This window comes from Limnoraphis robusta BA-68 BA1 (assembly GCF_034932365.1).
Lineage (GTDB): Bacteria > Cyanobacteriota > Cyanobacteriia > Cyanobacteriales > Microcoleaceae > Capilliphycus > Capilliphycus robustus.
In genome coordinates this window covers 18199-45198 of sequence record NZ_JAYGHR010000091.1, presented here as the reverse complement: position 1 = coordinate 45198, position 27000 = coordinate 18199, and the positions used below count along the sequence as shown (strand labels likewise).

Annotated in this window: 22 protein-coding genes and 1 pseudogene; 12 read left to right on the top strand and 11 right to left on the bottom strand. The window is 41.8% G+C overall.

What is annotated here, in order from left to right; genetic code table 11:
* The 8 genes from VB836_RS26580 (at position 1) to VB836_RS26545 (ending at position 9745) form a co-directional block, all read left to right on the top strand.
* On the top strand, positions 1-4263 hold the full coding sequence (locus VB836_RS26580; protein WP_323224063.1) for a hypothetical protein: 4263 nt from the start codon (positions 1-3) through the stop codon (positions 4261-4263).
* A gap of 106 nt (positions 4264-4369) precedes the next feature.
* Positions 4370-4732, top strand: a complete 363-nt coding sequence (locus VB836_RS26575) for a rhodanese-like domain-containing protein (RefSeq protein WP_046278641.1) — start codon at positions 4370-4372, stop codon at positions 4730-4732.
* Between the two features lie 124 nt (positions 4733-4856).
* Positions 4857-6110: an FAD-dependent hydroxylase gene (locus VB836_RS26570; RefSeq protein WP_323224060.1), complete on the top strand. Its 1254-nt coding sequence runs from the start codon at positions 4857-4859 to the stop codon at positions 6108-6110.
* A gap of 20 nt (positions 6111-6130) precedes the next feature.
* Complete coding sequence (locus VB836_RS26565) at positions 6131-7159, top strand: ABC transporter substrate-binding protein (RefSeq protein WP_323224058.1); 1029 nt, start codon at positions 6131-6133, stop codon at positions 7157-7159.
* A gap of 301 nt (positions 7160-7460) precedes the next feature.
* Positions 7461-7913 (top strand): hypothetical protein, encoded by a 453-nt coding sequence (locus VB836_RS26560; protein ID WP_323224056.1) that lies wholly within the window; start codon positions 7461-7463, stop codon positions 7911-7913.
* A 66-nt stretch (positions 7914-7979) separates the two neighbouring features.
* Entirely contained in the window at positions 7980-8159 is a 180-nt protein-coding gene (locus VB836_RS26555; protein WP_323224054.1) for a hypothetical protein, read from the top strand.
* Between the two features lie 44 nt (positions 8160-8203).
* On the top strand, positions 8204-8704 hold the full coding sequence (locus VB836_RS26550) for a DUF2752 domain-containing protein (RefSeq protein WP_323224052.1): 501 nt from the start codon (positions 8204-8206) through the stop codon (positions 8702-8704).
* Between the two features lie 156 nt (positions 8705-8860).
* Positions 8861-9745 carry a protein kinase domain-containing protein gene (locus tag VB836_RS26545; protein WP_323224050.1) on the top strand — a complete coding sequence of 295 codons (885 nt, stop codon included), beginning with the start codon at positions 8861-8863 and terminating at the stop codon, positions 9743-9745.
* A 115-nt stretch (positions 9746-9860) separates the two neighbouring features.
* On the opposite strand, the gene nuoK is transcribed toward VB836_RS26545, so the two are convergent.
* The 7 genes from nuoK to VB836_RS26510 form a co-directional block, all read right to left on the bottom strand.
* Entirely contained in the window at positions 9861-10172 is a 312-nt protein-coding gene (nuoK, locus tag VB836_RS26540) for an NADH-quinone oxidoreductase subunit NuoK (RefSeq protein WP_046278645.1), read from the bottom strand.
* An 80-nt stretch (positions 10173-10252) separates the two neighbouring features.
* Positions 10253-10879 carry an NADH-quinone oxidoreductase subunit J gene (locus VB836_RS26535; RefSeq protein WP_323224048.1) on the bottom strand — a complete coding sequence of 209 codons (627 nt, stop codon included), beginning with the start codon at positions 10877-10879 and terminating at the stop codon, positions 10253-10255.
* 91 nt (positions 10880-10970) lie between these two features.
* A complete protein-coding gene (gene ndhI / locus VB836_RS26530) occupies positions 10971-11579 on the bottom strand; it encodes an NAD(P)H-quinone oxidoreductase subunit I (RefSeq protein WP_323224046.1) in 609 nt (202 codons plus the stop codon).
* A 153-nt stretch (positions 11580-11732) separates the two neighbouring features.
* Complete coding sequence (gene nuoH, locus VB836_RS26525; protein WP_323224044.1) at positions 11733-12851, bottom strand: NADH-quinone oxidoreductase subunit NuoH; 1119 nt, start codon at positions 12849-12851, stop codon at positions 11733-11735.
* Positions 12852-13083: 232 nt separating this feature from the next.
* Positions 13084-14262 carry a citrate synthase gene (locus VB836_RS26520; RefSeq protein WP_046278649.1) on the bottom strand — a complete coding sequence of 393 codons (1179 nt, stop codon included), beginning with the start codon at positions 14260-14262 and terminating at the stop codon, positions 13084-13086.
* Between the two features lie 129 nt (positions 14263-14391).
* Entirely contained in the window at positions 14392-14889 is a 498-nt protein-coding gene (gene sixA / locus VB836_RS26515; RefSeq protein WP_323224042.1) for a phosphohistidine phosphatase SixA, read from the bottom strand.
* Positions 14890-15006: 117 nt separating this feature from the next.
* Entirely contained in the window at positions 15007-15504 is a 498-nt protein-coding gene (locus tag VB836_RS26510; RefSeq protein ID WP_046278650.1) for an HNH endonuclease, read from the bottom strand.
* 241 nt (positions 15505-15745) lie between these two features.
* Here VB836_RS26510 and alr point away from each other — a divergent pair, with 241 nt between their 5' ends.
* The 3 genes and pseudogenes from alr to VB836_RS26495 all read left to right on the top strand — a co-directional run bounded on the left by alr (position 15746) and on the right by VB836_RS26495 (position 18089).
* On the top strand, positions 15746-16960 hold the full coding sequence (gene alr / locus VB836_RS26505; RefSeq protein ID WP_323224039.1) for an alanine racemase: 1215 nt from the start codon (positions 15746-15748) through the stop codon (positions 16958-16960).
* Between the two features lie 416 nt (positions 16961-17376).
* Positions 17377-17472, top strand: a pseudogene (locus VB836_RS30430) (hypothetical protein); the annotation flags it as partial.
* Positions 17473-17618: 146 nt separating this feature from the next.
* A complete protein-coding gene (locus VB836_RS26495; RefSeq protein WP_323224035.1) occupies positions 17619-18089 on the top strand; it encodes a calcium-binding protein in 471 nt (156 codons plus the stop codon).
* Positions 18090-18166: 77 nt separating this feature from the next.
* On the opposite strand, the gene VB836_RS26490 is transcribed toward VB836_RS26495, so the two are convergent.
* The 4 genes from VB836_RS26490 to VB836_RS26475 all read right to left on the bottom strand — a co-directional run bounded on the left by VB836_RS26490 (position 18167) and on the right by VB836_RS26475 (position 24754).
* The gene (locus VB836_RS26490) at positions 18167-20362 is read right to left on the bottom strand and encodes a molybdopterin oxidoreductase family protein (RefSeq protein ID WP_323224033.1); all 2196 of its coding nucleotides are present in this window, start codon (positions 20360-20362) and stop codon (positions 18167-18169) included.
* Positions 20363-20689: 327 nt separating this feature from the next.
* Positions 20690-22213 carry an MFS transporter gene (locus tag VB836_RS26485; protein ID WP_323224031.1) on the bottom strand — a complete coding sequence of 508 codons (1524 nt, stop codon included), beginning with the start codon at positions 22211-22213 and terminating at the stop codon, positions 20690-20692.
* 244 nt (positions 22214-22457) lie between these two features.
* On the bottom strand, positions 22458-23090 hold the full coding sequence (locus tag VB836_RS26480; RefSeq protein ID WP_323224029.1) for a hypothetical protein: 633 nt from the start codon (positions 23088-23090) through the stop codon (positions 22458-22460).
* A gap of 131 nt (positions 23091-23221) precedes the next feature.
* A complete protein-coding gene (locus VB836_RS26475) occupies positions 23222-24754 on the bottom strand; it encodes a ferredoxin--nitrite reductase (RefSeq protein WP_323224027.1) in 1533 nt (510 codons plus the stop codon).
* A gap of 631 nt (positions 24755-25385) precedes the next feature.
* Between VB836_RS26475 and VB836_RS26470 the strand changes: the two genes are divergently transcribed.
* Complete coding sequence (locus VB836_RS26470; protein WP_323224025.1) at positions 25386-26702, top strand: cytosine deaminase; 1317 nt, start codon at positions 25386-25388, stop codon at positions 26700-26702.
* The last annotated feature ends 298 nt before the right edge of the window (positions 26703-27000 follow it).

Below are 27000 nucleotides of genomic sequence, written 5' to 3'. Positions count from 1 at the left end.
ATGTATATTTACACCACTCCTCGGTTTGATGAACAAGCCAGACAACACGGCATTCAAAGTCAGGTGGCAGAACTTTTGGTCACGGTCAAGAGTCAAGGGATGACTGCCGTCGAAGCTTTGTTTGAACGAAATTATCCCTATTTGAAGCGACCCGTCAGAAATTTGAGACTGTTGGGAAAAGTTCTGCGACTGGGGACTGAGGAAGTGCTGTGTCTACTGGACGTTTTCACGCGAGGGGGCAAGGAATACGAAGCATTTCTGAGAAATCCAGAAGAATACGGCAAACTCCACCTCGAACCGTCTGTTGACCCTCAACAATTAGCGGCCAGTTTGAACGTCCAACGAGAAGAACAACAATCAATTAATCGTCGGCAACCGTTACCGGATCAATTATATCATCTTTGGCTAGAACGTCCGAGTTGGGCAAGAAATACGGCTGATTTGATCATTTGTGAAAGTGAAGTTTGGGTGAATCAATTTAAGCAACGGGATATTCAACTTCAATGGAAAACCTATCACGAAATTATTACCCATTTAATGGGGGAAAGTGAGTTTAATAACGGCATTCGCCGCAATCAGACAAACTGGTTAAATGTTTATTTGTGTGGGAAACCCAATGAACATCGCTATATTTTGTATAGTTTGGTGGAAACGGTTGATTGGCCTCATCGAAATGTTTTGTTTTTGTTGGCAACGTTTGATCGAGATCCGGCGTTAACTGAACTGGCAGAAGTGGGTCATGTGACTCATATTTTTTCCCCTGAAAATACTCAAACGCTGTTTTCTCAAAATGTGACGTTTGATGATTTATCTCGCTATACTCGTCGTTCTTATCCGGGTTATTTGATTTTAGATGCTGAAGTTTGGCTCGAACTTGAACAAGAATCGGGGATTAATTTAGCGCTGTCGGTGGAAGAAGAAGAAATTTTACATGAACTTTCGACGGCTGAACAAAATACCCATTCTCTCCCTGTTTTTATTAATGGACGGGCGGGCAGTGGCAAGTCAACGATGTTGGTTTATTTGTTTGCGGATTATTGCGATCGCTATCAAAAATATTATCTAAAAAATAAGCCTAAAAAAGACGAAAAAATCTATAAACCTTTGTTTTTAACCTATAATGAAAAGCTGCTAGTCAAAGCCCAAGAAGCGGTTGAAAAACTGCTGAATAATCATCATAAATATCTTCTGGATGGCAACGGATATCAAGAAGACAAGCTGTCAATCTGTGATTGTTTTCAGTCGTTTCAAAATTTTCTCCTGAATCAACTTCCCCCGGAAGAGAATATTCACTTCGATCCAGATAAATACATTTCATTTTATGATTTTCGTCAACATTGTAGTCGCAGACACAGCCGTTATTCCCCTGAATTGTGTTGGCATATTATCCGCACGTTTATCAAAGGATATACCCTCACAGGTGAACAAGAGGGATATATGAATCCCGCAGATTATCAAGAAGTTCCTCGACGGGAAAGAACGATTTCTCCTGATATTTTTCAAGCGATTTATCAACAAGTTTGGCCCTGGTATCATCAACTGACAACCAGAGAAGGATATTGGGATGATCAAGATTTAATTCGCAAAGTCCTAGATTTACAATGTTTTCCGTCTCAATATACGGCAATTTTTTGTGATGAAGCCCAAGATTTTACGAAGTTAGAATTGCGGTTAATTATGCAGTTATCGGCATTTTCCAAATGTGATTTATATCCGCCCGTTCACAGTTTACCCTTTGCGTTTGCGGGTGATCCCTTTCAAACGTTAAATCCTACAGGGTTTCGCTGGGAAAGTGTGAAAGCAACGTTTTTTGATCAGGTGATTGCGGTTCTCGATCCCAGTCATCAGTTAAATTTGAACATGACATTTTATGAACTAGAGTCCAATTATCGCTCGAGTTTATCGATTGTTAAAGTCACGAATTTAATTCATTTATGGAGACATATTTTATTCCAAATTCGCGAACTAAAACCCCAAGCCGCTTGGCAAACATACACTGACTCTAATGAACCGCAAAAGTTTATTTTTGGTCAACGGGGATTTTCGGCTGAAGCCTTAAAACGTCATGTCGAAAAATCTCCCATTTTTATTGTACCTTGTGAAGCGGGTGGAGAACTACAATATATCAAAAATGATGAATTTTTAGCGGGTTTATTTCCAGAAGTCAGTGAAGAAAATCCTCCCAAAAATGTTTTGAGCGCGATTCAAGCCAAAGGTTTAGAGTTTCCCTTAGTCATATTATATAAGTTTGGCGAACAGTTTGCCAAAGAGTTTCAGCGTCCGATTTGGGATTATCTCGCTCCTCAAGAAACTCATCCGTTAGAGTTAGAATACTTTTTTAATAAACTCTATGTGGCGGCGAGTCGGGGAATGTCGGATTTGATTATTATTGATACCGAACTCGGAGATCGTTTATTGTGGGAATATGCCAGCGATGATCAGACAAATAAACTTGAATTTTGGTTACAACAAGTCGAAGATAGAAGCCTCTGGGAAAGTTCAATTGGGGGGTTACGTTGGGGAGATAATTTAGGGGGATTAGATCGAGATAACCGGGAGTCTCAGGCGAAAGAATTTGAAGAAAACGGACGCAGCCAAAATGATGCGACTTCTTTACGACGCGCTCAACAATTTTACAGCGAATTAGGCAATTTAGAACGAGCTGATTTATGTCAGGCTTGGGCGTTAAAATTCGAGAAAAAATTTCATCCAGCCGGAATGTTATTCTTACAACGAGGAAAAGAAAAAGAAGCCTGGAGTTGTTTTTGGGAAGGACTCTGTTGGCAGGCGTTAATCGATTGGTATCAACAATTTCCTGAACAAAAACCCATTGAACGTTCAATCGTTGAATTCATGGCGGAAACGCCAAAAACCCTAGCAAATATTAAAAGTTTTACTCGCTTTTTAGAAGAAAATTTAGCCAATAAGTTACTGGCGGAAAATCGCCTCGTTAAACCCTGGAAAGCCGCCATTCAAGAATATAGCCGTCAAATTCGCAATCTGATCCCTGAAAAACAACTTGACAAAAAAGATTGGCAAAGATTAGGAGATGTTTTAGAAGGCTTAGATGAAGCCAAATATCATGGACTCTTAGAACTCGCAGGCGATTGTTTTTATCACGCTCAAAACCTCAGACGAGCGGTGCGCTGTTGGCGAGAGAGTGGTGCCACCCAAAAGCGAGAATATAATCTGGCTGAAGCTGATTTACTGGGATTTCCAGAGGGATTTCCCTATTTAGAAAAAGTCGGAGATTATCAACGCATTGTTAACGAATGGGAGAAGGCGGGAAAACCCGGAACTCAACAATGGTTAAAATATATTGATTGCATCGGACAAGCTTTAGAAAAACAACATCGCGAAAAAGATTGGATCGAGTATTTAATTAGAACAAAGCGCTGGGTTGATGCAATCACCGCGATTGATAAATATCCCAAAGCTGAAACAATGCAGTTTAGATTGGCATGGGTACGACAGTTATCCCGTTCCAGTTTAACACCCGAACAAGCGCGAGATTTCCGCAGTCGATATGTGGGCTTTCTCGAAAAAGTGTTGTCTCATTCTCAGTGGCGACAGCATCTTTCCGTTGAAGAAATAGGCGTAGCATTAGAAAAAATCGGGGAATTAGTTCCTACCTTGAGATTTTACGAAAAATTTGTCAACCATGATGATTCTTATTTGAGCCAATTTGCCCGAAAACGCTGGATTGCAACTAAATTAAAACAGCGAGATTATGCTGTTGTTGCTGAACCTAAAAGAGCCGAAGAAATTCGCCAAGAAATTACTCGTAAAGCCTATGATTGGGTGATTATTCCGGCGGAAGTTTCCCCTGAACCGCCTCGTCTTGATGTTCAAGTCACTTTAGAATCAACTCCTGTTACAAAGGAAGAAAACTCTGATTTTGTTGCGTCTGACTCGGATTTAGGAATTATTGGATTACCCCCCGGAACACAAATCAAACTGCTCAACCGTGAAATAAAGATTTATAGTTTTCAAGTGGCTCATTTGGAGATGAAGCGAGTGCGACGGGAATTAACGCTCTGGGTGTTGATTCGAGATACTGTGACTTCCAAGGAGTTGCAAGTTACAATTGATCGCAAACGCAGTCGAATTAAAATAGGAGATGTGGCGATTGAAGCTTTTGATGGTCATCAACTTCGTTTTGGGAATCCTGAGAGAGATTATAAAGGTATTGTCTTTTACAGCAGTGAACAACCGCGTATCGAACTGCAAATTAGAGGAATCCCTAACAAAATTTATCTTTAAAATAGAAGTTATGGAGCAATCTCAATTGCAATTGCCGGATTTTTATATACAATTGATGAGGAGATTGCCAGTCATTGTTTCCTTACCCTAAAGGTGAATTCCGCTCATGTCCGAGTCGTTTTCCTATCAATCCATCCCTGAAATTACGGTTGAAGAGTTAGAACACCGTCTAACAGAAGGTTCAACCGAAAATCTACAGCTTGTGGATGTTCGTGAACCTCAAGAGGTGGAAATTGCTCACCTGGAGGGATTTATCAACCTACCCTTGAGCGAATTTAGCCAATGGTCTGACAAAATTCACAGCCATCTCGATCTTGAAAAAGAAACCTTGGTAATGTGTCATCACGGAATGCGATCGGCTCAAATGTGCCAGTGGTTGATACGTCAGGGGTTTACCAATGTCAAAAATATCGCAGGAGGGATAGATGCTTACTCCGCCGTCATTGATCCGTTAATCCCTCGGTATTGAATTAGCACAGTAGGTATTAAAAACCTGGTTTCTCTTAGAGACCGGGTTCTGTGCGAAATTTGCGATTTTCAGTCAGAATAGAATAGGTATAAATTCGTCAGCATCGGTCGTCAATTCCCTAATTATGCTTCTTGAGCAGCGTTCACACACAAAAACCCAATCTCAACGGCAGTCTCAGCTTAATCTTGACTACGACTTAGCCATTGTCGGTGGCGGTATTGTCGGGGCGACTCTCGCCTGTGGATTAAAAAATTCTAATCTGAGAGTTGTCTTGATCGAACCCCAAGCTAAAACCGTCGCCGCTAGTCGCCGACAAGCCTACGCCCTAACGCTGCAAACGGGACGCATTCTACAAGCAATGGGAGTCTGGGACGAGATCCTACCGAAAATTACCACCTTTCGTCAAATTAGTCTCAGCGACAGCGATCATCCCACTGTGGTTCACTTCAAACCGGAAGATCTTGGGACTGAGGCGCTGGGTTATGTCGGTGAACATTCGGTGATTTTAACCGCAATGCACGATTTTCTCGACTCCTGTGAAAACGTTTCTTGGCTTTGTCCGGCGAAAGTGGTAAAAGTGAATGATCAGCCGGATTTTGCCGAAATTGAGCTAGAAGTAGAGGGAAAAACTCAAACCCTGCGAACTCAGTTAGTCATTGCTGCTGATGGTTCGCGATCGCCTTTACGTCAAGCGGCGGGAATTTCTACCTATGGCTGGAAATATTGGCAGTCTTGCATCGCCATGACGATCAAAACCGAAAAATCTCACAATAATGTCGCGTTTGAGCGCTTCTGGCCGAGTGGCCCGATGGGGGTTTTGCCTTTACCGGGAAACCGTTGTCAGGTGGTGTGGACGGCGCCTCACGCCGAAGCCGAAGCCTTAAAAAATCTGGATGAAGAAGCGTTTTTACAGTTGTTAGAATATCGCACAGGCGGACTTTTAGGCCGTTTAGAATTAGAAAGCGATCGCTATGTTTTCCCCGTTCAACTGATGCAAAGCCAACGCTATATTCAACACAGACTGGCGTTAATTGGCGATGCAGCCCATTGTTGTCATCCTGTGGGCGGCCAAGGTTTAAATATGGGGGTTCGCGATGCGGGGGCGTTGGCTCAAATATTGCGACAAGCCGCTCAAAACCATGAAGATATCGGACAAATGCGCGTTTTAAAACGTTATCAAGCTTGGCGTCAAAAAGAAAATTTGCTAATATTAGCCTTTACTGATTTCCTAGATCGAATGTTTTCTGGAAATTGGCTGCCAAAAGTAACAATTCGTCGCTGGGGACTTTGGAGTTTAGGAAAAGTTAAACCTTTTCGATATTTGGCTTTACGTGTAATGACGGGGCTGTTTGGTCGTTCTATTCATCCTCAATACTAAACCATTTTTATCATTCCATCGTGTTAATTAGTCGTCGAAATTTCCTGCAAAAATCAAGTTTTTTGAGTACGTTTTGGCTGTTGGGAGACTTCGGAAAACGTCCTCAACCGGAGCAGTTATTTCGTCCCTCATTAACTGAATTAACCCTACAATTAGACTGGAAATATAATGTTCAATTTGCTGGGGTGTTACTGGCAGATTATTATCAACTTTATACCCTAGAAGGATTAAAAATTAACATTCACCCTTGGGATTTTGGGGTTGATGTTTTAGATATTGTTGCAGAAAATCCTACTATAATGGGTTGTGCGGAACAAGACGTTATATTAGCCGCTCAAGCAACCGGAAAACCCATCAAAGCCGTTGCAACCATGTTTCAAACTTCTCCCTTGGGTTTGATGTCAATGCCTGATAATAATATAGCATCTTTGCATGATTTAGTCGGAAAAAAAGTCGGCGTTCATGCTGATACACAAAAAGTCATGGACTTAGTGATGGGCTATAGTCAACTTTCATCAGATGAGATAGAAGTTGTCAATATTTCATTAGATGAAAAATACGATAAATTGTTAACTGGAGAAGTCGATGCAGTTCAATGTTATCTCGTTGACGAACCGATAGGCTTTGCTTACCAAACCGGAATTGAACCAAACGTTATTCGCTTGAGTGACTATGGTTATGACGCTTACGTTCAGACGATTTTTGCTCATAATTCTCTGTTAGAAATGCAGCGAGAACAGGTAAAAGCCTTTCTAAAAGCAACCTTTCAAGGCTGGAAAATCGCTCTAGGAAATATTCCAGAAGCGGCTAAAATTGTTGTTGAAAATTACGTTAACCCTAAGAGTAAATACAATAATTTAGACTATCAAACTCAATCGTTAGAATTGATTTCCGAATATATTACCCAGGGAGAAAGTTTAGATCAACCCTTGGGTTTAATTTCACCCGAACGTTGGAAAACGATGTCAGAGCGTTTAGTTCAGTATAATATTATTAAAAATGTTCCAAAACTCTCTGATTCTGTCGATTTAACCGTTTGGTCAGTATAGTTATAATAGAACACAAAAAGGTTTCTATTGTTCTTTGAGGCACAGTACCAAACCAAAAGGAGGACTCTCGGGAATATATTTAACATAACTTTACCTCAATCTCATAGAATTATTTCCCGGTAATTACCATTCATTTAGCGATAGTTTTTGGCTTTCTTAAAAAAAACCAAACTTTGATGGGTTTTAAGAAAGTTTCCTTTAAAATCTTCCTGTCATTTGCAAGTATTCTGTTGCTCGGCTAAGAATAAGCCGAAGAATAGGGCATTGCATTTTAGGGGTAACTCAATCTTGTGCAATATATATGTTAGACATCAGTACATTATCATTGGCTCAGTCGGCGATCAGTCTTTTACCCATTATACTGGCTCAGGATACCGTACCAACAATACCCGATACTTCAATCCCCCAAACCGAAGTCAATCCTGCATCAATTATTAGTGGCTTAATAGGATACTTAATCGGTGCATTTTTTTGCTGGAAAATTTATCAAAAATGTGGAGTTGAAAAGGCTTGGTTTGCTTGGATTCCCATCTTAGGAATTTATATTCATTTTGTTGCGGGCGATCAAGACAACCCGATTTTATGGACAATTTTAGTATTTATTCCTTGCATCAATATTATTGCTATCATTTGGGGGATTAAGGCTTGGATCAAAATTTGCCAGAAATTAGAAAAGTCCCCTTGGTTGCTATTACTTTGGCTGATTCCTTGTTTGGGAACGTTGATATTCTACGCGAATCTGGCATTTTACTAAGTGCAGATGCTTCTCAAATGCTAAAAGCGTTGAAATGACTAAAAAACACCAATAATTTTTTGAGCGATGCTAAAATTAAAACACAGAAAAATCATTTTCTTGATTCTAATTGCTTTATTGGCGGGAGGATCGATGGCAGTTTATTCCCAGTCCGAGATTAATTTCTGGGTCAAAACCGTTGAATTGGTCATCTTTCAGCAGTGTGCAACGGTGATGATTTATCTCACTTGTTTTGGGGTAGATTGACTGAAAAGTCGATAGTTGTTCGCCGATTACAAATAATGATTCAAATGGTAGGAAAAATTAGGCGATCGTCTCAATTAACTTCTCCCCAACAGCAACAGCAAAGAATTTTTGCACTCGCGATCGCACTGATTCCTATTATCGGTAGTGCGGTGTTTAACCTCGGCATTCGCATTCCTTTTCTGGGATGTCCTTTAATGCGATATGTAGGCATTCCCTGTCCGGGATGGGGGTTAACGCGATCGCTAATGGCAATCGTTCGGGGAGACATCAATCAAGCTATAAGCTATCATTTATTCGGGCCGTTAGTCTTGGCGGGTTTTGTGATTGCCGCCCTTCATTTAAGTTTAGAATTAATCCTAAATAAACAACTGAATTATTTTTACGTTCAATGGCTTAAAAATCCCAAGTTCCAAATATTTTGTTTTCTGATTCTCCAAGGATATCACGGCGTGAGATTACAAAAATTGTGGCAACTCGGCGAACTTTATCCCTCTTTTGTCAATTCTCCTCTGGGGCAATTTATATTAAGTTTAATCCCAATATAATCTTAACAGAATATCTTCAAATAATATTATCAAAACCGCCCCTAATCTCTCCGAGTCCATTGATTTAACTCTTTGGTCAGTATAATTACAGAAGGCTTCCTCTCAATTTTTGAGCCATAATAGACCAATAAGGGGTTCAACTGGAGAAACGTCAACATGACTCTACACCAACCCAACGATATTATTGCTGAACGATATCGCATTGTTACCCCTTTGGGTGAGGGAGGAATGGGAATTACCTATGAAGCCGAAGATTTAACAAATTATCAACGAGTCGCCCTCAAAGCCGTTTCTTTGCGACAAGCCCAAGACTGGAAAATACTAGAATTATTTGAACGAGAAGCGAAAGTTCTTTCTCACTTAAATCATCCGGGAATTCCAAAATATCTCGATTATTTTCACCAGGATACAGACGAAGATCGACAATTTTATTTAATTCGAGAATTAGTTTCTGGAGACTCTTTAACCGCTTGGGTTGAAAAAGGTTGGCATCCGACAGAAGCAGAAATTAAGCAAATTACTATTAAAATTTTAGAGATTATCAGCTATTTACATCAACTTAATCCACCAATTATTCATCGGGATATCAAACCTCAAAATATTATTCGACAAGCCGATGGAAAGGTGTTTTTAGTGGATTTTGGGGCAGTTCAAGATATCTATCGCAACACAATATCTTTCAGTGGAACCTTTGTCGGAACTATTGGATATATGCCCCCAGAACAGTTGCGAGGAAAAGCTTATCCGGCTTCTGATTTGTATAGTTTAGGAGGAACTTTACTCTATCTATTAACCCATCGTTCCCCCGATGAACTTCCCCAAAAGCGGATGAAAATAGATCGCGTAGAGATTCAATCTTCGGATATTCCTTGGCATCGGGTGATTAACGCAAAAGGCGAAATTTCTCATTCAACGTTACGTCAGGGGACAGATTATCTTCAGAAAACACGACTTGAAGATGAAGGGATAATCTTTACTTCAGAAGGGAAAATTAAGCTAGGTCAATATCAATGGCAACCTGAATATAAAATTGATCTCTAAAAAAGGCAGGGAATAAATTCCCCGACTAAAAACAAAAGTCCTCTTAAGAGGACTTCATCTATTAGACAGAGATTTAAATCTCTGACTATTTATAGAGATTGAGAAATTTCCGAGTTTACCACTTCAACAGGTTAAATTCTTCCATATCAACCGTGTCGCGGTTACGATAAATCGTTAATACAATCGCCAAACCAACGGCAGCTTCTGCGGCTGCTACAGTAATCACAAACACCGTAAACACTTGACCTTTCAGACTGACACCGTCTAAATAATTAGAAAAACCCATCAAATTCAAGTTGACTGCATTTAACAGTAACTCAATCGACATCAACACTCGCACTGCATTTCGGCTGGTAATTAATCCATAAATCCCGATGCAGAATAAAGCCGCCGCAACTAACAAAAAATACTCTAATTGTAATTGCATGAATTGCTTGTCTCTCCTAACTTTTTACAACATAAAAAATAGTAATTTCTCACTGTTGATCAGGGAAAAATTCTCAAACATCAACCTTCAGAAGAAGATTTTTGACTGGAAACCGAAAGCAACTCACGAGGTCTTTCTTGTAAAGTCCAGCCCGGAGTTGGAATCGGTCCTTCAGGGGGTAATTCGGGGATAAAATCTCGACGAGCTAGAACAATAGCACCCACCATTGCCATTAACAAAAACACAGAAGCCAACTCAAAAGGCAGCAAAAAGTCACTGAAAAAATGCTGTCCGATAATCACAATTGAACTTTCTGTTGTGGGAACGCTAACAGCCATTCCCGCTCCCCAAGGCGTAGACAATACCATCGTACTCAGTAGGGCAAATAACCCCCCACAAACCAAAGCCGTTGAGGCTTTCCGAATCCACGCATTGGGTAAAGTTTTGAAGCTTTCCCGCTTGTTCACTAACATAATCCCAAACAGGATTAATACGTTCACCGAACCGACATAAATCAACACTTGGGCGGCTGCGACAAAATCAGCATTCAGCAAGAGATATAGCCCTGCCATACTCATAAATACACCACCCAACAAAAAGGCTGAGTAGACAATATTTTCCAGCAAAACCACTCCTAAAGCTGCTGCAAGCATCATAATCGTCAGCAAGCCGAACGATACAATTTGAACCCCTTCTGCTAAATTCACAACTCTTGTTTCCTTTCTTGGTGTTTAATCGATGATGGTAAATTGAGAAGACAAGCGAACCTAAAAATTGCCTATCTTCTCAAGAGAATTCCTAATTCTCATTCTTTGATTTTTGTTCCTTTTCCATTTGTTCCAAAATTTCTTCAGGACGCAAACCTGCACGGCGAGCCGTCGTCGGAAGATCGTGAGGACTGATAACCCCCTTCGGTAAATAAGCCAGTTCTCGCAGAGGAGTTACCATCGGATCATTGGTCACCTTGTAGGGTAAACGTCCGAGCGCCACGCTATCATAGTTCAACTCATGGCGATCATAGCCAGCTAACTCGTATTCTTCCGTCATCGATAAACAGTTAGTCGGGCAGTATTCTACACAGTTTCCGCAGAAAATACAAACGCCGAAGTCGATACTGTAGTGTTTGAGTTGTTTTTTCTTATTTTCCTTATTAAACTCCCAGTCTACAACAGGTAAGTTAATCGGACAAACTCGCACACAAACTTCACAAGCAATACACTTATCAAACTCAAAGTGAATCCGACCTCTAAACCGTTCAGAAGGAATCAATTTTTCGTAGGGATACTGAACCGTAATCGGACGGCGACGCATATGATCAAAGGTTACAGATAAACCTTGACCAATATATTTCGCCGCTTGAAACGTTTCTTTGGCGTAGTCGGTGACTTGATTTAGAAACTTTAACATGATGTTCTCTCTCAAGTTTTAACAAGTTCTAGCGATCTGATTTTTGAATCCAGTCTCAGATGGAAAGCTGACTAAACGACTGGCTTGATCTAGTGAGGGCAAAGGACAGAAGAACAGCGTTTTTCTCACCTTTGCCTTTGAATTTAGGGTGAATTATCCCCCAAATGCGATCGGGAAGGCTAATTTTAAAGCGGCGGTGAGAAGCAAGTTCACCAGTGCTACAGGTAGCAAAAACTTCCAACCGAGATTCAACAATTGGTCAATCCGTACCCGGGGCAGTGTCCAACGCAACAGAATGGCAGTAAACACCAACACATAGGCTTTTAGCAGGGTCATGGTAATGCCCAAAGTCCCTGTAATTACCTGTAACCAAGGTGTGGTTTCACTGATATTTAACCAACCTGCGATCGCCTCTACCGGAATGGGAAAATCCCAACCCCCTAAATACAGCACCGCCACCAACAGCGACGACAGGATCAAATTCACATAGGAAGCCAGGTAGTACAAAGCGAACTTCATCCCGGAATATTCGGTTTGGTATCCGGCAACGAGTTCTTCTTCAGCTTCCGGTAAATCAAACGGTAGGCGTTCACATTCTGCCAATGCGGCTATCCAGAAAATTAGAAAGCCCACAGGTTGACGCCAAATATTCCAGCCCAAGATACCGTAACCCGATTGTTGTTCGACAATATCAATGGTGCTGAGACTATTAGACATCATGGCGATCGCCAACACCGCCAAAGCCAGAGGGATTTCATAACTAATCGACTGTGCTGCCGCCCGTAACCCTCCCAGGAGGGAGTATTTGTTGTTTGAGGCATAACCGGACATCAGCAAGCCAATCGGCTGGATACTCGATAAGGCAATCCACAGAAAAATAGCCGTTCCCAAATCGCTAATTACCAGATTCTGTCCAAAGGGAACGATCAGGTAGGACAGAAACACGGGAATCGCTACAATAATTGGCCCCAAAGTAAACAACCAGGGGTCAGCCAAAGCCGGAACGATATCTTCTTTGAACAGTAGCTTCAGACCATCAGCGACGGGAGCCAGGGTTCCCAATGGCCCAATAAATTCCGGGCCAATCCGTTGTTGAGCCGCAGCAGAAATTTTCCGCTCCAACCAAACAGAACCAAGTACACCCACAGTTGCCGCCACCAACATCAAACCCATCGGTAAGGGCATCCAGATGACTTTAGCGGCACCTGGGGGTATACCGAAATCCATCAGTGCTTGGACAAAACTTCCTTGTAAGTCAATTCCTGGGTTCATTTATCCAGACTCAAACTTGAATTACCCTAGACATTTTGACATCGCTTGGTTGAGCGAGGGTTAATCTATCTAGTTTGTAAAGATTCTTTAAAACTTTACTCCAGATTCAGTATAGCGTTCGACCGCAGCCAAATTCACACAGGCCGGAAATTTCACAGGGTTTTTGAGCGAGAAATCATCTTTCACCTGATTACAGCTTGTGAACTATTTCCCTGTGTATTTTCGACTGTCTCTAATTGCCATTTTGTTCAAGCTGATCACCGAGAGGCACCGCTCGTTCATCAATGGGAATGTAGGGTTCACCGTGAGAACCTGTATAGATTTGAGTGGGACGGTAAATGCGATTTTTGCCCAATTGTTCTTTCCAATGGGCTAACCATCCAGCCACACGAGCGATCCCAAAAATCGGAGTAAACAAATCTGTCGGAATGCCTAACTTGCGATAGACCAAACCCGAGTAAAAATCTACATTCGGGTAGATCCCCTTATGTCCGAGATTATCTTGAACCGCCGCTTCAAGTTCTAGGGCAATTTCATAATATTTGTCGTGGCCAAATTCCTCGAAGAGTTCCTCAGCTAATTTTTGCAAGATCGTGGCGCGAGGATCTTTCACCTTGTAAACCCGATGGCCAAACCCCATGATTTTGGCTTTATTTTCTAAAAGTCCATCCAGGTAAGGTCTAACATTCTCCACTGAACCAATTTCTTCCAACATGAACAACACTTCTTCATTCGCCCCACCATGTAGGGGTCCGGCTAACGTTCCCACCGCAGAAGCCACCACCGCGTAAGGATCAGTTAACGTCGAAGCCGTCACCATTGCCGAAAAAGTCGAAGCATTAATGGTATGTTCAGCATGAAGCGTTAAACAAACATCAAACACCTTCGCCGCTAGGGGATGAGGTTCCCGTTCATTCAGCATATAGAGAAAATTCGCCGAATAGTCGAGATCATCTCTCGGTTGAACCGGGTCATTTCCCTTCCGCATCAGTTGAAAAGCAGCGACCATCGTCGGAATTTTCGCCAACAGTCGCACGACAGCTTCTCCAATGTACTGGGGATTGTCAAGGGCGCGACGGGAGTAGAATAAACCCAATGCGGCGGCTGAGGTTTGCAGCGCATCCATCGGATGACCCGTTTCCGGGAAGCATTTCATCATATCCCGAATGCGATATTTAATTCGACGATGGTAGCGAATGTCATGCTCGAAGCTTTCGAGTTCTTCTTGAGTCGGAAGTTTACCCCAAATCAGAAGATACGCTACTTCTAGAAAGGAACTCTTTTGTGCGAGTTCCTCAACCCGAATGCCTCGATATTCAAGTATTCCCTTTTGCCCATCGACGTAGCTAATACTGGACAAGGTTGCAGGAACACCTTCTAAACCAGGCTTGTATTCGCCGACGAAAGTCATAGCCGTTTCTCAATGTACATATAACCTATTGAGGGTACATTATCAGAACAACTGATCCAGTTACCATTTTGACAACATTTAGTTAACAAACAGGAAAAGTGGGAAATCAGCTATTTCTGAGGATCGCCATCAGCTTAATAAAAATTTCGGTGGACTCAGCCAAAACAGTTGACTATTTCCCACCAGCGAACCTGTTTCCGGTAAACTGATCCCAATCACACCCGCTTTCTTGACGATCAAACCTCCTCGAACATCTCCCCAAATTAGCACTTCCGCCCAATTTCCCAGATCCGGTTCATGTCCGACTAAAGCCAGAGTCTCTCCGAGCGTTTGACTCCAGTTTCGATACCAGTCCAACCAAAAGTTAATCTCACCCTCCGGGGCCAGAGGGGGAAATTCTTCAACACGATCCGTTAAACCCACAGATTTGAGAATATCTGCGGTTTGACGCGCCCGAACTAACGGACTTGACAGCACAATATCAAACTTTAGATTCAACTCGAGCAGTTTCTCAGCCACTTTACGGGTTTTGCGATCGCCCTCTTTGGTTAAAGGACGCTCTTCATCGGTTTCGTAAAGTTCTCGCTCGGCGGCGATGCCATGACGAATCAAATAGAGATGGGTCATCGTGACGGTTCCCATTCAACAGGAATATTTAGCATAGCAGAATTCTTCACTAAACAGCGTTCACTGAAAAAAACGGTCTAGAAAATCAAAAACCCCTGTTTTCTCAGCAAACAGGGGTTAAAGACCAATTACATATTTTTGCCACTCTTGATTCATACCGCTTTTGACGTGTTTCGTCACTTCAAAGTAAAGACTACTGTAAGGCTTTCGGGGGGGATAACGTAGGATCATACTGGCTTCTCTGGGCGTGCGACTTCCTTTTTTAACATTGCAGCGAACACAAGCTGTTACCAGATTTTCCCAGGTTTCCCCGCCTCCACGCGATCGCGGAATCACATGATCAAGCGTTAGTTCATCTCCGATATAGCCACAGTATTGACAGGTGTGACTATCCCGGTGCAAGATATTCCTGCGAGTTAGAGGAATGTCTTTGTAGGGAACTCTGACATAATGGCGTAATCTGATCACCGTCGGTAGAGGAAAGTCTGGGAGAAGGTACTTTCCGTTATGCTCAACCCGTTCAGCTTTTTGCTTGAGTAATAACACCACCGCCCGCCGCCAACTGGTAATATTTAGCGGTTCATAGGAGGCGTTCAATACTAGAACGTTACCCATTGACGATTTGCTGCGATTATAGTATTTAGACGATATTAACACAGCTTAACGCTTTCCGGGACAGGGAGACAAGGTTTTCAGTGAACAGTTATCAGTGACCAGTGACCAGTTTTCAGTTTTCAGTTTTTTTCCGATCGCCCCATCTCCCGATCTGCAAGAATTTTCCCGATACAAATGTGCGATCGCGATCTAAGCTTTATATTCAACCAATGTTGAGAATACTTGAGGAGTGAATGAAAACATGGTCACTAAAAAACCCACCTCAGAAAAAGATCGCCTGATTTTAGCGTTGAGAGGACGAGGAATTTATGATGAAATTTGTCAACGATCTTGGCTAGAAATTGACTTAGCCGCGATCGCCTACAATGTTCAGCAAATTAAAACGCTGCTTTCCCCTCAGACAACTCTCATGGCTGTGGTTAAAGCCGATGCCTATGGTCATGGGGCGGTTTCTATAGCCAAAACTGTCCAAACCGCAGGTGCAGGCGCGTTTGCTGTCGCTACAACTCCCGAAGGGATCGAACTTCGCGAAGCTGGAATTAAACAGCCTATTTTAGTCTTGGGTGCTGCTTATACACCTGATGAAGTTAAAGCAATTTCTCATTGGCAACTTCAACCAACACTTTGCACGCCTCAACAAGCCCTTTTATTTTCAGAAACGCTTCATTCTTTTAACCGGACTTTAAGTGTTCATCTCAACATTGATACGGGAATGTCACGTTTAGGAACATCTTGGCAACAAGCGGTGGAATTTGTACAGTTAGTCCAGCGACTTCCGAATTTAAAAATTGCAGGAATTTATTCTCATTTTGCGACGGCTGATAGTCCCGATCAAACGATTATGAGACAACAGCATCAACGCTTCCAAAAAGTTATTACCCAACTCGGCATTAACCCTGAAAAGAGATTCAATAAAACCCCTATTTCTCGTCCCTGCTTACATATTTCTAACTCTGCTGCGGCTTTAACCGATCCGGCGTTACATTATGATATGGTACGGGTTGGTTTAGCCATTTATGGTTTATATCCGGCGACTCATTTACGCTCAACTGTTGACCTCAAACCGGTGATGCAAGTTAAGGCAAAAGTGACTCAAATTAAAACCATTGAAGCGGGAACCGGGGTGAGTTATGGTTATCAATATATTGCTGAAAAAACCACTCGAATTGCTGTAGTGGGAATTGGTTATGCTGATGGAGTTCCCCGCAATCTTTCTAACAAAATGAAGGTTTTAGTTAGGGGTGAATTTTTACCTCAAATTGGTGCAATTACGATGGATCAACTGATGATAGATGTGACTTCAATGCCAGATTTACAAGTGGGTGAAGTGGTAACATTATTAGGAAAAGAAGGTGAAAATACTATTTCTGCTGAGGACTGGGCAGCAGATTTGGGAACAATTTCTTGGGAAATATTGTGCGGTTTCAAACATCGGCTTCCCCGAATTAGTTATTAATTCATTTCGTATATTGGGGCGCAAGCAAGAGCGCCCCTACGGGTTGGGTTTTAAGTAACGTTGGGGTATATAGCGGTTTTCAGTTGAATGAAGTACAGTAGAGACTAAAAAAACCCGGTTTCTTTGAGAAACCGGGTTTTTGGCTTGTACCTCACACGATCGCACACCGCTATAAGTTCTGATTCATTAATTAACTATAAGAATAATTGGTTATAAAATAACCTCGGAAACACATATCAAATCCAAGTAGAATAAGCAATATTTATCTCACGCTTAACTTCATTAAAAGAGACAGAATAAATACATTTTACCGAATCTTTACATTTTGGATGGGGAATTTTACAAAAGCTGACGGTCTTCATGGGTATCGATGGGTTAACTTTAAGAAGCAGTTGTCGAATTTACACCAATAAATCATGGCAGAAATTTTTGGAACAGAGGGCGCAGATAGCTTAGTCGGAACTGACGAAGCAGATTCTATTTTTGGGCTAGATGGGGGTGATACCCTTGTGGGAAGTCGGGGGGGGGTGACACCCTTATCGGTGGCTTGGGGACTGATTCTTTATTATCCTTTGGGGATAATAACTGGCTTTTTGCCGGAAAAGGAGATGATATTGTTCAGAGTGATAGAAGTTTTGGTCGGAGTGGAACAGATACGATGTTTGGTGATATCGGAAACGACGTGCTGAGGGGGTTCGATGGAAACGATTTAATCTTTGGAAATAATGACCAAGATGAGATTTCTGGAGGAAATGGAAATGATACTCTATTTGGAGGTCAAGGTAATGATAATATGGATGCCAGTGAGGGGAATGACCTCCTGTTTGGAGATTTGGGAAACGATACGATAAGAGGAGGCAATGGAAACGACCAGTTTGTAATTGGGCCTGGGTTTGGAACGGATGTTATTCTTGATTATGGCTTGGGTACTGATAGTATTCTCTTGCAAGGAAACATTACAGAAGCTGATTTAGAGTTTGTAGATGGAGCAGAAGTTGATGCAGGACGTAGTTTTCTGGACGATATATCGATTAATTTGCGTTCAACGGGCGAAACTTTAGCGATTCTTGCGGATATAAGCCTTGAAGAATTCAATCGAATTAAGATTATTCAACCTCTAATTATTTAAGAGTTGGGTTTCACTTCATTTAACCCAAGCTACAGGCTATAAAAACCCGGTTTTTTGAAAAAACCTGGTTTTTAGATTTAAACGAAAAGTTGCTGTTTTTCCGAATTAACCGACTCGGGATTTAACACATTTTTAACGGCTAAAAGTTGAACGGCACAGGCTTTTAATTCCGGTTGTAAAGAATCAGGACAAGATTCAGGATGAGTGAGATTATTGACTTCAGCAAGTTCAGCCCATAAACTTCCCCAGTGCATGGGAACAAATACAGTTCCGGGTGTAATCGCTTTTGTTATTTTAGCAGGAAATCTTGCCATTCCTCGACGCGATCGCACTTCGACTATTTCCCCTTCATTAATGTCTAATTTCGCCGCATCCCGAGGATGAATTTCGATAAACGGTTGGGGGTGCATTTTCGCTGTTTTTTCAATACGACCCGTGCGAGTTTGCGTGTGCCAATGCCCATAAAGCCGCCCCGTTGTCAACACATAGGGATAATTTGGGTCGGGAGGTTCCGCCAAACCTTTGGAATGATAAGCGGCAAATTTTGCCAGTCCGTCGGGGGTATTAAAACGGAAATTGGTATACAATCGCTTATTATAAACCTGTTCATCTTGACTACTTTCTGAACAAGGCCATTGTATCGGCCCAAACTCACTTAACGCTTCGTGAGTAATTCCTGTCATTTCACAAGGTCGGTCACGAGTAAGTTGAATAAATTCTCGCCTAACCGCAGCAGAATTTTCAAAATTAAACTGGTCTACAAACCCCAAACGTCGCCCCACTTCTGCAAAGATTTCCCAGTCGGCTTTTGCTTCTCCTAAAGGTGAACGAAATGCCGGACATAATGTTACCATCCGTTCAGAATTCGTCATCGTTCCCGTTTTTTCCCCCCATTGGGCAGCAGGTAAAACAACATGAGCAAAAGCTGCCGTTTCTGTGGGATAATAGGCATCTTGATAAACGGTAAAAGGCGATTGTCTATAAGCGGCTTTTGTGCGTTCTAAATCAGGCATACTTACAGCAGGATTGGTTGCTGCTATCCACAATAACCCGACATTTCCCTGTTCTAAACCTGTTATCATATCCCAAGCCGTTAAACCGGGATTAGGAGAAATACTTCCGGGTTTGAGTCCCCAAAATTCCTCGACTTCAGCGCGATGTTGGGGATTTTTAACAACTCGATAACCGGGTAAAATATGCGACAGTCCGCCTGCTTCTCGTCCGCCCATTGCATTCGGTTGACCTGTCAAAGAAAACGGCCCCGCCCCCGGTTTTCCAATATTTCCGGTCATTAAATGTAAGTTAATTAACGTTCTAACTTTTGCCGTTCCTTCTGATGATTGATTCATCCCCATCGACCACAATGAAAGCACCCGATTTGACTCTCCCCACCAACGGGCAGCTTTTTCTAAATCATCTAAACGAATGCCACATTTTCGAGCAACTAATCCGGGAGGATAATGACGAATCACTTCTGCATATTCCGGTAAATATTTTGTACAATCATCGATAAATAAACTATCAAATAAACCCCACTTCATTAATAAATGAGCAATCCCGTTGAGTAAATCAATATCCGTTCCCGGTTTAATGGCTAAATGTAAATCGGCGGCTTCTGCGGTTTGGGTACAACGGGGGTCAACCACTATCAGTTTGACTTGTTTATTTTTCTTGTGGTGAACCCGTAAACGGTTAAATATAATCGGATGACATTCAGCAGTATTCGTACCAATTAAAAACGCACAATCGGTTTGTTCTAAGTCATCATAACAACAAGGCGGCCCGTCTGACCCAAAACTTTGGATATATCCCGACACCGCCGAAGACATACAAAGCCGAGAATTGGCATCAAAATTATTGGTTCCCAGACAGCCTTTTAACAGTTTTTGAGCGATATAATAGTCTTCAGTTTGAAACTGTCCTGACCCATACATACAAATGGCTTCCGGCCCCTGTGTGACCCGCACCGTTTGAATTTGTTGTACAATTCGGTCGAACGCTTCATCCCAACTCACCTGTCGAAACGGTTCATCGAGAGAATCTCGCATCATCGGATATTTGAGGCGGTCTTTATCTAAAGATTCACTCACAGTTGCCCCTTTTACACATACTTTACCTTGACTTGAAGGATGATTGCGATTTCCTCGAACTTGCCAAATCGGATTTCCTTGTTTGTCTCGGTTTGTTGCTTTTCCCGGTAACGCAGGCGGTAATACATCTAAACCGCAGCCAACACCGCAGTAAGGACAAAGGGTTTTCGTCGGTTCAGTCATAAATAGTTATCAATTATTGTGTACTGTAGGGGCGCAATGTTTGCACCCGCAGAGGGATTTCCTGATACCAATTCTTTGTAAAGTTGCATCTAATTTATCCCCCCAACCCCCCTTAAAAAGCAGGGCTGTTTCATTCTCGGTTCAAAAATGCGATCGCCAAATCTTAAAAGCCTTTCTCTGTAAAGAAAAGGAGGATTATTTCAACAGTTTTGATATTTTCTGTTTAAATAGAGCCTAAAACTTGCCCCCCATCAAAGGTTTAGCGATCGCAAAATTTTAGAACGAAACGGCCCTGCCCTTAAAAAGGGGGGAGTTTATTCTTAACGGTTAGAATTGATTGGTTTCGGATGCAAATACAGGTTCTTGGCTGACAATGGGTAAATCTTCCTCGCCTTCGTGATGGTCAGCAAAAGACCCCTTGGGTTCTTTTAGGAAAAACCAACACAACGACGCCACAATGATTGAACCCACACCCAACACTTCAAAGAAGATTCGGTTGCCAATATCACCTTCGGGTAACAGGCTAAATAAGGTTAAATAAGCCACCGCCCCGACATTTCCATAAGCCCCAACATTTCCGGCAATTTGTCCGGTAACACGGCGTCGGATGAGCGGTACAATCGCAAAAGTAGAGCCTTCACCTGCTTGTACAAAGAAGGAACAAGCCATTGTTAATAACACCGCAATGGGAAGCCACCAAGCGCCCGTTACTCGACCCATCATTAGATAACCAATTCCCATCCCTGCGGTTAAAACAGCCATTGTGGCTTTACGGCTTCCTAATTTGTCGGAAATTAAACCTCCACCGGGACGGGCTGCAAGGTTCATAAAGGCGTAACTGGCGGCTATCATTCCTGCGGCTTGTTTGTTTAAACCAAAGGTTAATTCAAAGAAGGCGGGAAGCATGGAAACAGCAGCAAGTTCAGACCCAAAGTTTACAAAATAGGTGAGTTCTAATAACGCGACTTGAGAGAAGTTGTAACGTTCGTTGGGTGCATAACGTTTTTTTCCGGTGAGTAAGTCTTTGTTAACATTCCAACAACCATAAGCTTGGAATAAATACAACCCAACTAAACCTATCCAAGCGACATACATTGCACTGGGAGTTAAGAAACCGACTTTCGTTAAGCGCCAAGCGAGAACACCCAAAATAACGTTTAAAGGAATGTTCATCAACATCATAAACCAGAAGTCTTTAACAGTTGTGACTTCAATTCCAGTGGCTTTTGCAGGGCGTTGATAGACTTTACCAGACGGCGTATCTTGAACGTTGAAATAGTAGAAAATTCCGTAGACTGCCGCAATAATTCCGGTTCCAGCAATAGCTAGACGCCAGTTAATAATACTACCGCCTCCAAAGGTTAATATGGCTGCAATGGTTGGCAGAGTAAAAGCAGCCCCGGCTGAACCAAAGTTTCCCCAACCGCCATAAATTCCTTCCGCTAAACCAATTTCTTTGGGTGGGAACCATTCGGCTACCATCCGAATTCCGATAACAAATCCTGCCCCTACAATACTTAAAGCCAAGCGAGAAATCACCAGTTGGTTGAAGTTTTGCGCCATCGCAAAAGCAATACAAGGAATAGCCGCATAAACTAATAAACAAGTATAGGTAATTCGAGGGCCGAATCTATCCAGAACCATCCCAATAATAATTCGGGCGGGAACGGTTAAAGCAACGTTACAAATAGCCAGGATTCTGATTTGTGCCACCGTTAAACCCATGTCTTCTTGAATGGCGGTAGCGAGGGGGGCGAGGTTAAACCAAACAACAAAAGACAGGAAGAATGCAAACCAACTCAAATGCAGAATTTTGTATCTGCCGCGTAATGACCATAATTCGTTGAGCATTAATGATTCTCCTTGATAGATTTAAGTAAGATAGGAAACAAAGAACAGAAATTTGTGTAGGGGCGGGTTCCGAATTGATTTATCATTCCCCGCAGACAACGGATATAAACCCGCCCCGGAGTCGGGGAACAACTGATAACTGCTAACTGAAAAAACTGGTGACGGGTGAGGTGTAAAGGGCGGGTTTATGTAAGTTATTCCTGGGAAAACATAAATTCATTCAGAACCCGCCCCTACAAGAATATTAGTTGGCAATCCAGGGATTTACTTGTAAACTGCCACTGGGGGTTAAGACGACTAAAAATTTAGCAACTTTTGCGGAAAGTTCACCTGATTTTTGATCCTGTAAGTTATCGAGGGGAACTTCGGATAGATGTTGAACAGCCGCTTCATTCAGAGGAGAATAATCGGCTATTTCTCCATTTTCCTGAACTTTCACTTGATAAACTAAGTTGTCTGAAAATGTGGGAGTTTCTTGCCAAGCTGTGTCAACTTGATTATACAGTTTTTGATTCAAACTTTCAATCAGTTTTGGGTCAGTAATTTCGGCTTCAGCTTCAACTGTTGGAGGAATAGAATTCACAATGGGAGTTGAAGGATTTTCAGCCGTTGTAGAAACTGAACTTTGAGTAAGAGTTTGAGTAGAATTGGCTGCAACGGGTTCAGTTTTTACGGGAGTTCTAGAAGCTGTTGTTGGGGTAATTTGAGTCGCAACGGCTTTTTTACTTTGTTCAGCTTTTTGATATTCTGATAGCGTATTTTGCCAACTCATAAACATAAAGCCGCTAAATACTGTCACTCCAATTGCAGTTATTGATTTGAGAAGTATGATGTTTTGAGGGGTTTGAGAATTTGCAGTCATTTCTTTAGCAACCATTTTGAGTTTCTCCTTATTTTTCTAGAAAATTGAGTAAAGTAATCCTAACGTTAGTTAGACTAACGACAAAAATGACGAACTTGATAAAAAACTGATAATTATCTGATTATTGGTGTCGCAATCAAGATAACTTATTTAACCATTGCACCAAATTTCTCAATTAACAAATCTCGTAATACTGATTTAAGATCCTCACAAGGAATTCCTTTTTGAACACAGTTTCCTAACTCGGCATCTTTCCCAACTTTTCCACCCATAAATAGGTCAACGCCTTCTACCATTTTACCATTTTTTCGGGCTTTTGTTCCCATCAAACCAATATCAGCGACTTGCGGTTGACCACAAGAATTCGGACAGCCAGTCCAGTGAATTCTAACAGGTTTATCTAGAGATAATTCAGCCTCAAGTTCCTTCACTAACGCTAAGGCGCGATTTTTGGTTTCAATCATCGCAAAGTTGCAAAATTGGGCGCCTGTACAGGAAACTAACGCTCTTGTTAGCGGGGCGGGATTAATGCTAAATTGCTCGAGCAAAGGTTCAGTTAAAAAGGCGTTTAGACGAGAATCTGAAATGTGAGGAATAATCACATTTTGTTCAACCGTTAAGCGAATTTCACCTTGACCATAAACCTCAGCCAAACGCGCTAATTCAAACATATCATTAGCATACAACCGTCCGATGGGAACGTTTAAGCCAACATAATTAAATCCCGTTTGTTTCTGAGGAAAAACCCCAATATGATCCCGTTTTTCCCAGATGATTTCATCTTTTTCGGCTTCTGCTTCTAAAGTCTCACCCATTTGGTTTTCGACTTCGCTACGAAACTTGTCAATTCCCCATTCATCAATTAACCACATCAAGCGAGATTTTTGACGGTTTGCTCTCGGCCCGTTATCGCGGAAAACTTCTAAAATGGCTCGACAAATTGCGACAACTTGAGAGGGTTTGACCCAAACTTTTAAAGGAATAGCCGCTTCACATCGTTTAGCGGAAAAGAACCCACCCACTAATACATTGAAGCCAAACGTTTCATTTTTAAAAGCGGGAACAAAAGCAATATCATTAATTTCTGCATGAACCGAATTATCCCGACAACCAGCGATCGCAATATTGAACTTTCGCGGTAAATTAGTAAACTCAGGGTTCCCTTGACTAGAGTTGGTGATCATGTCTTGAACTTGTTGCACCAACTCTCGCGTATCATAGAGTTCATCGGCATCCAGTCCCGCCACCGGAGAACCCGTGATATTTCGCACGTTATCCATCCCCGACTGAATACTCGTTAACCCCACTTGTTGCATCCGACGAAAAATATCTGGGATGTCTTCGAGGCGAATTCCTCTTAACTGAAGGTTCTGTCTTGTGGTAATATCAGCATTACCGTCATCACCGTAGCGTTGAACGATTTCTGCCAAAACTCGCATCTGCTCGCTAGTGATCACTCCGCTCGGCATTCTCAGGCGTAACATGAATTTACCCGGTGTTACAGGCCGAAAGAATACCCCTAGCCATTTTAAACGATGATCGCGATCGGTTTCATCCATTGCTTCCCAACCGATGCGGGCAAATTCTTCAATTTCTGTTTGAACTGCTAAACCATCTTTTTCTGCTTTTAATTTTTCAAATTTATTGAGCTTTGTTGTTGGCTCTAGTGTACTTGTCATTGAGTATTCCTCTTTCCGTTTGCTTCAAAAAGCAGTTGACTTCAAAGCTGACAAGTTCCCCTGGTGCAAACCTAACCAATTTCATTAACCCAGTCTGTACCTTATGTAACATTCGGGAGATTAATTATTAACGTTCGGTTACATTTGCTGAGATTTTCGTCAACTCTCTCAAACCCCTTGAAAACTAGACTTTCGAGCCGGAGCCTTCAGGATTACTCACTAGAGTAAGAGCAAAAACCAAGTCGAACCGTAGCAAAAATTACAAAATCTTAAGTAATATGAAGTTTTAGGATATTCAAAATGCGTTTTTAACATAAGCCCTCTTTGAGGGGACAGGGGACAGTTTTGTAGGGGCGGGTTCCACCCTAAATGTCTGTCACTCACTCACAACCTAGATGAACCCGCCCTGACTTCTGTTATCTATCAACAAATTAAACAAGAAGGGCGAGAAGAAGGCTTAACACAAGGAGTTGAGAGAGGTTTCCAGCAAGGTCGCCAAAATGCGATCGCCGAAATTGCGTTAAACTTACTTAGAGGCGCAATGACCGTTGAACAGGTTGTGGGTTTTACCGGATTATCTGCTAACCGAGTCCGAGAATTACAGCAAAGTTTAGAAGATGAATTGTAAATAATGATTCCAAATCTATCTAATTATTGGCTGAAAAATGCTCAAATTCCCGCTTGTTTATTGAGTAATGTTGTTATAGAACAAACGCCGAACCGAGAAGGTTTGGTTAATATTGATTTAGAAATTGCAGAGGGAATCATCACTCAAATTGTGTCAAGTGGAACCCTTGAAACCCCAGACAGTCCCTTCGTTGATTTACAGAAAAAACAAGTATGGCCTTGTTTTGTAGATGTTCATACTCATTTAGATAAAGGTCATATTTGGGAAAGAACCCCCAACCCAGACGGAACATTTCAAAGCGCGTTAAATGCGGTTTGGGAAGATATCGAGAATTGGAATTCAGAAGATATTTATCGCCGGATGGAGTTTGGATTAAAATGTAGTTATGCTCATGGAACAAAAGCCATTAGAACCCATTTAGATTCAGGCGGAACGTTAGCCGATATCAGTTGGGAAGTCTTTAGAACGTTACAACAAGAATGGTCAGATAAACTGATTTTACAAGCCGTTTCTTTAGTCACGTTAGAAGAATATCTCACTCCCGCAGGCGAAAAATTAGCGGATAAAGTTGCTGAGTTTGGGGGAATATTAGGCGGAGTTGCCTATATGAACCCAGAGATTGATCGGCAAATTGAACGAGTGTTTGAACTCGCCAAAGAACGAGAATTAGACTTAGATTTTCATGCAGATGAAAATGGCGATATTGATTCAATTACATTAAAAAAAGTTGCAGAAACGGCATTAAAGTCAGAATTTTCGGGTAAAATAGTTTGTGGTCATTGTTGTAGTTTAGCCGTTCAACCTCCCGAACAAGTAAAAGAAACCATCGCGTTAGTCAAACAAGCGGAAATTGGGGTTATTAGTTTACCGATGTGTAATTTGTATTTGCAAGATCGACAATATCAAGATAATTTAGCGTTAAGTTGTACACCCCGTTGGCGAGGAGTAACGTTATTACATGAACTCAAACAGTCAGGAATTTCGGTAGCTGTAGCGAGTGATAATTGTCGTGATCCGTTTTATCATTTTGGTGATCACGATGGCTTAGAAGTGTTTAAAATGGCGGTAAGAATTGCCCATTTCGATCATCCTTTTGGAGATTGGCCCCAAACAGTAACCCGAACCTCTGCGGATTTAATGGGATTATCAACAGTGGGTAGAATTGGAGTCAGATTACCTGCGGATTTGATTATTTTTAAAGGTCGTTCTTTTAGTGAACTATTATCTCGTTCTCAACATGATAGAATTGTATTAAGACATGGAAAAGAAATTGATACAACAGTACCAGAATATCAAGAATTAGATGAAATTTTTGATTGAACCTCACCCCCAACCCCTCTCCTAAAACAAGAAGGGAGTAAAAAATATTTAATTTCTCAAAGAATAGCTAGACTTATTCAGTCCTCTTAAGAGGACATTTGTTATTAGACAGAGATTTTAATCTCTGGCTTTGTGTCTTAGTGTCTTGGTGGTGAATTTCCCCATCAACAAGCTTTGTGTCTTAGTGTCTTGGTGGTGAATTTCCCCATCAACAAGCTTTGTGTCTTAGTGTCTTGGTGGTGAATTTCCCCATCAACAAGCTTTGTGTCTTAGTGTCTTGGTGGTGAATTTCCCCATC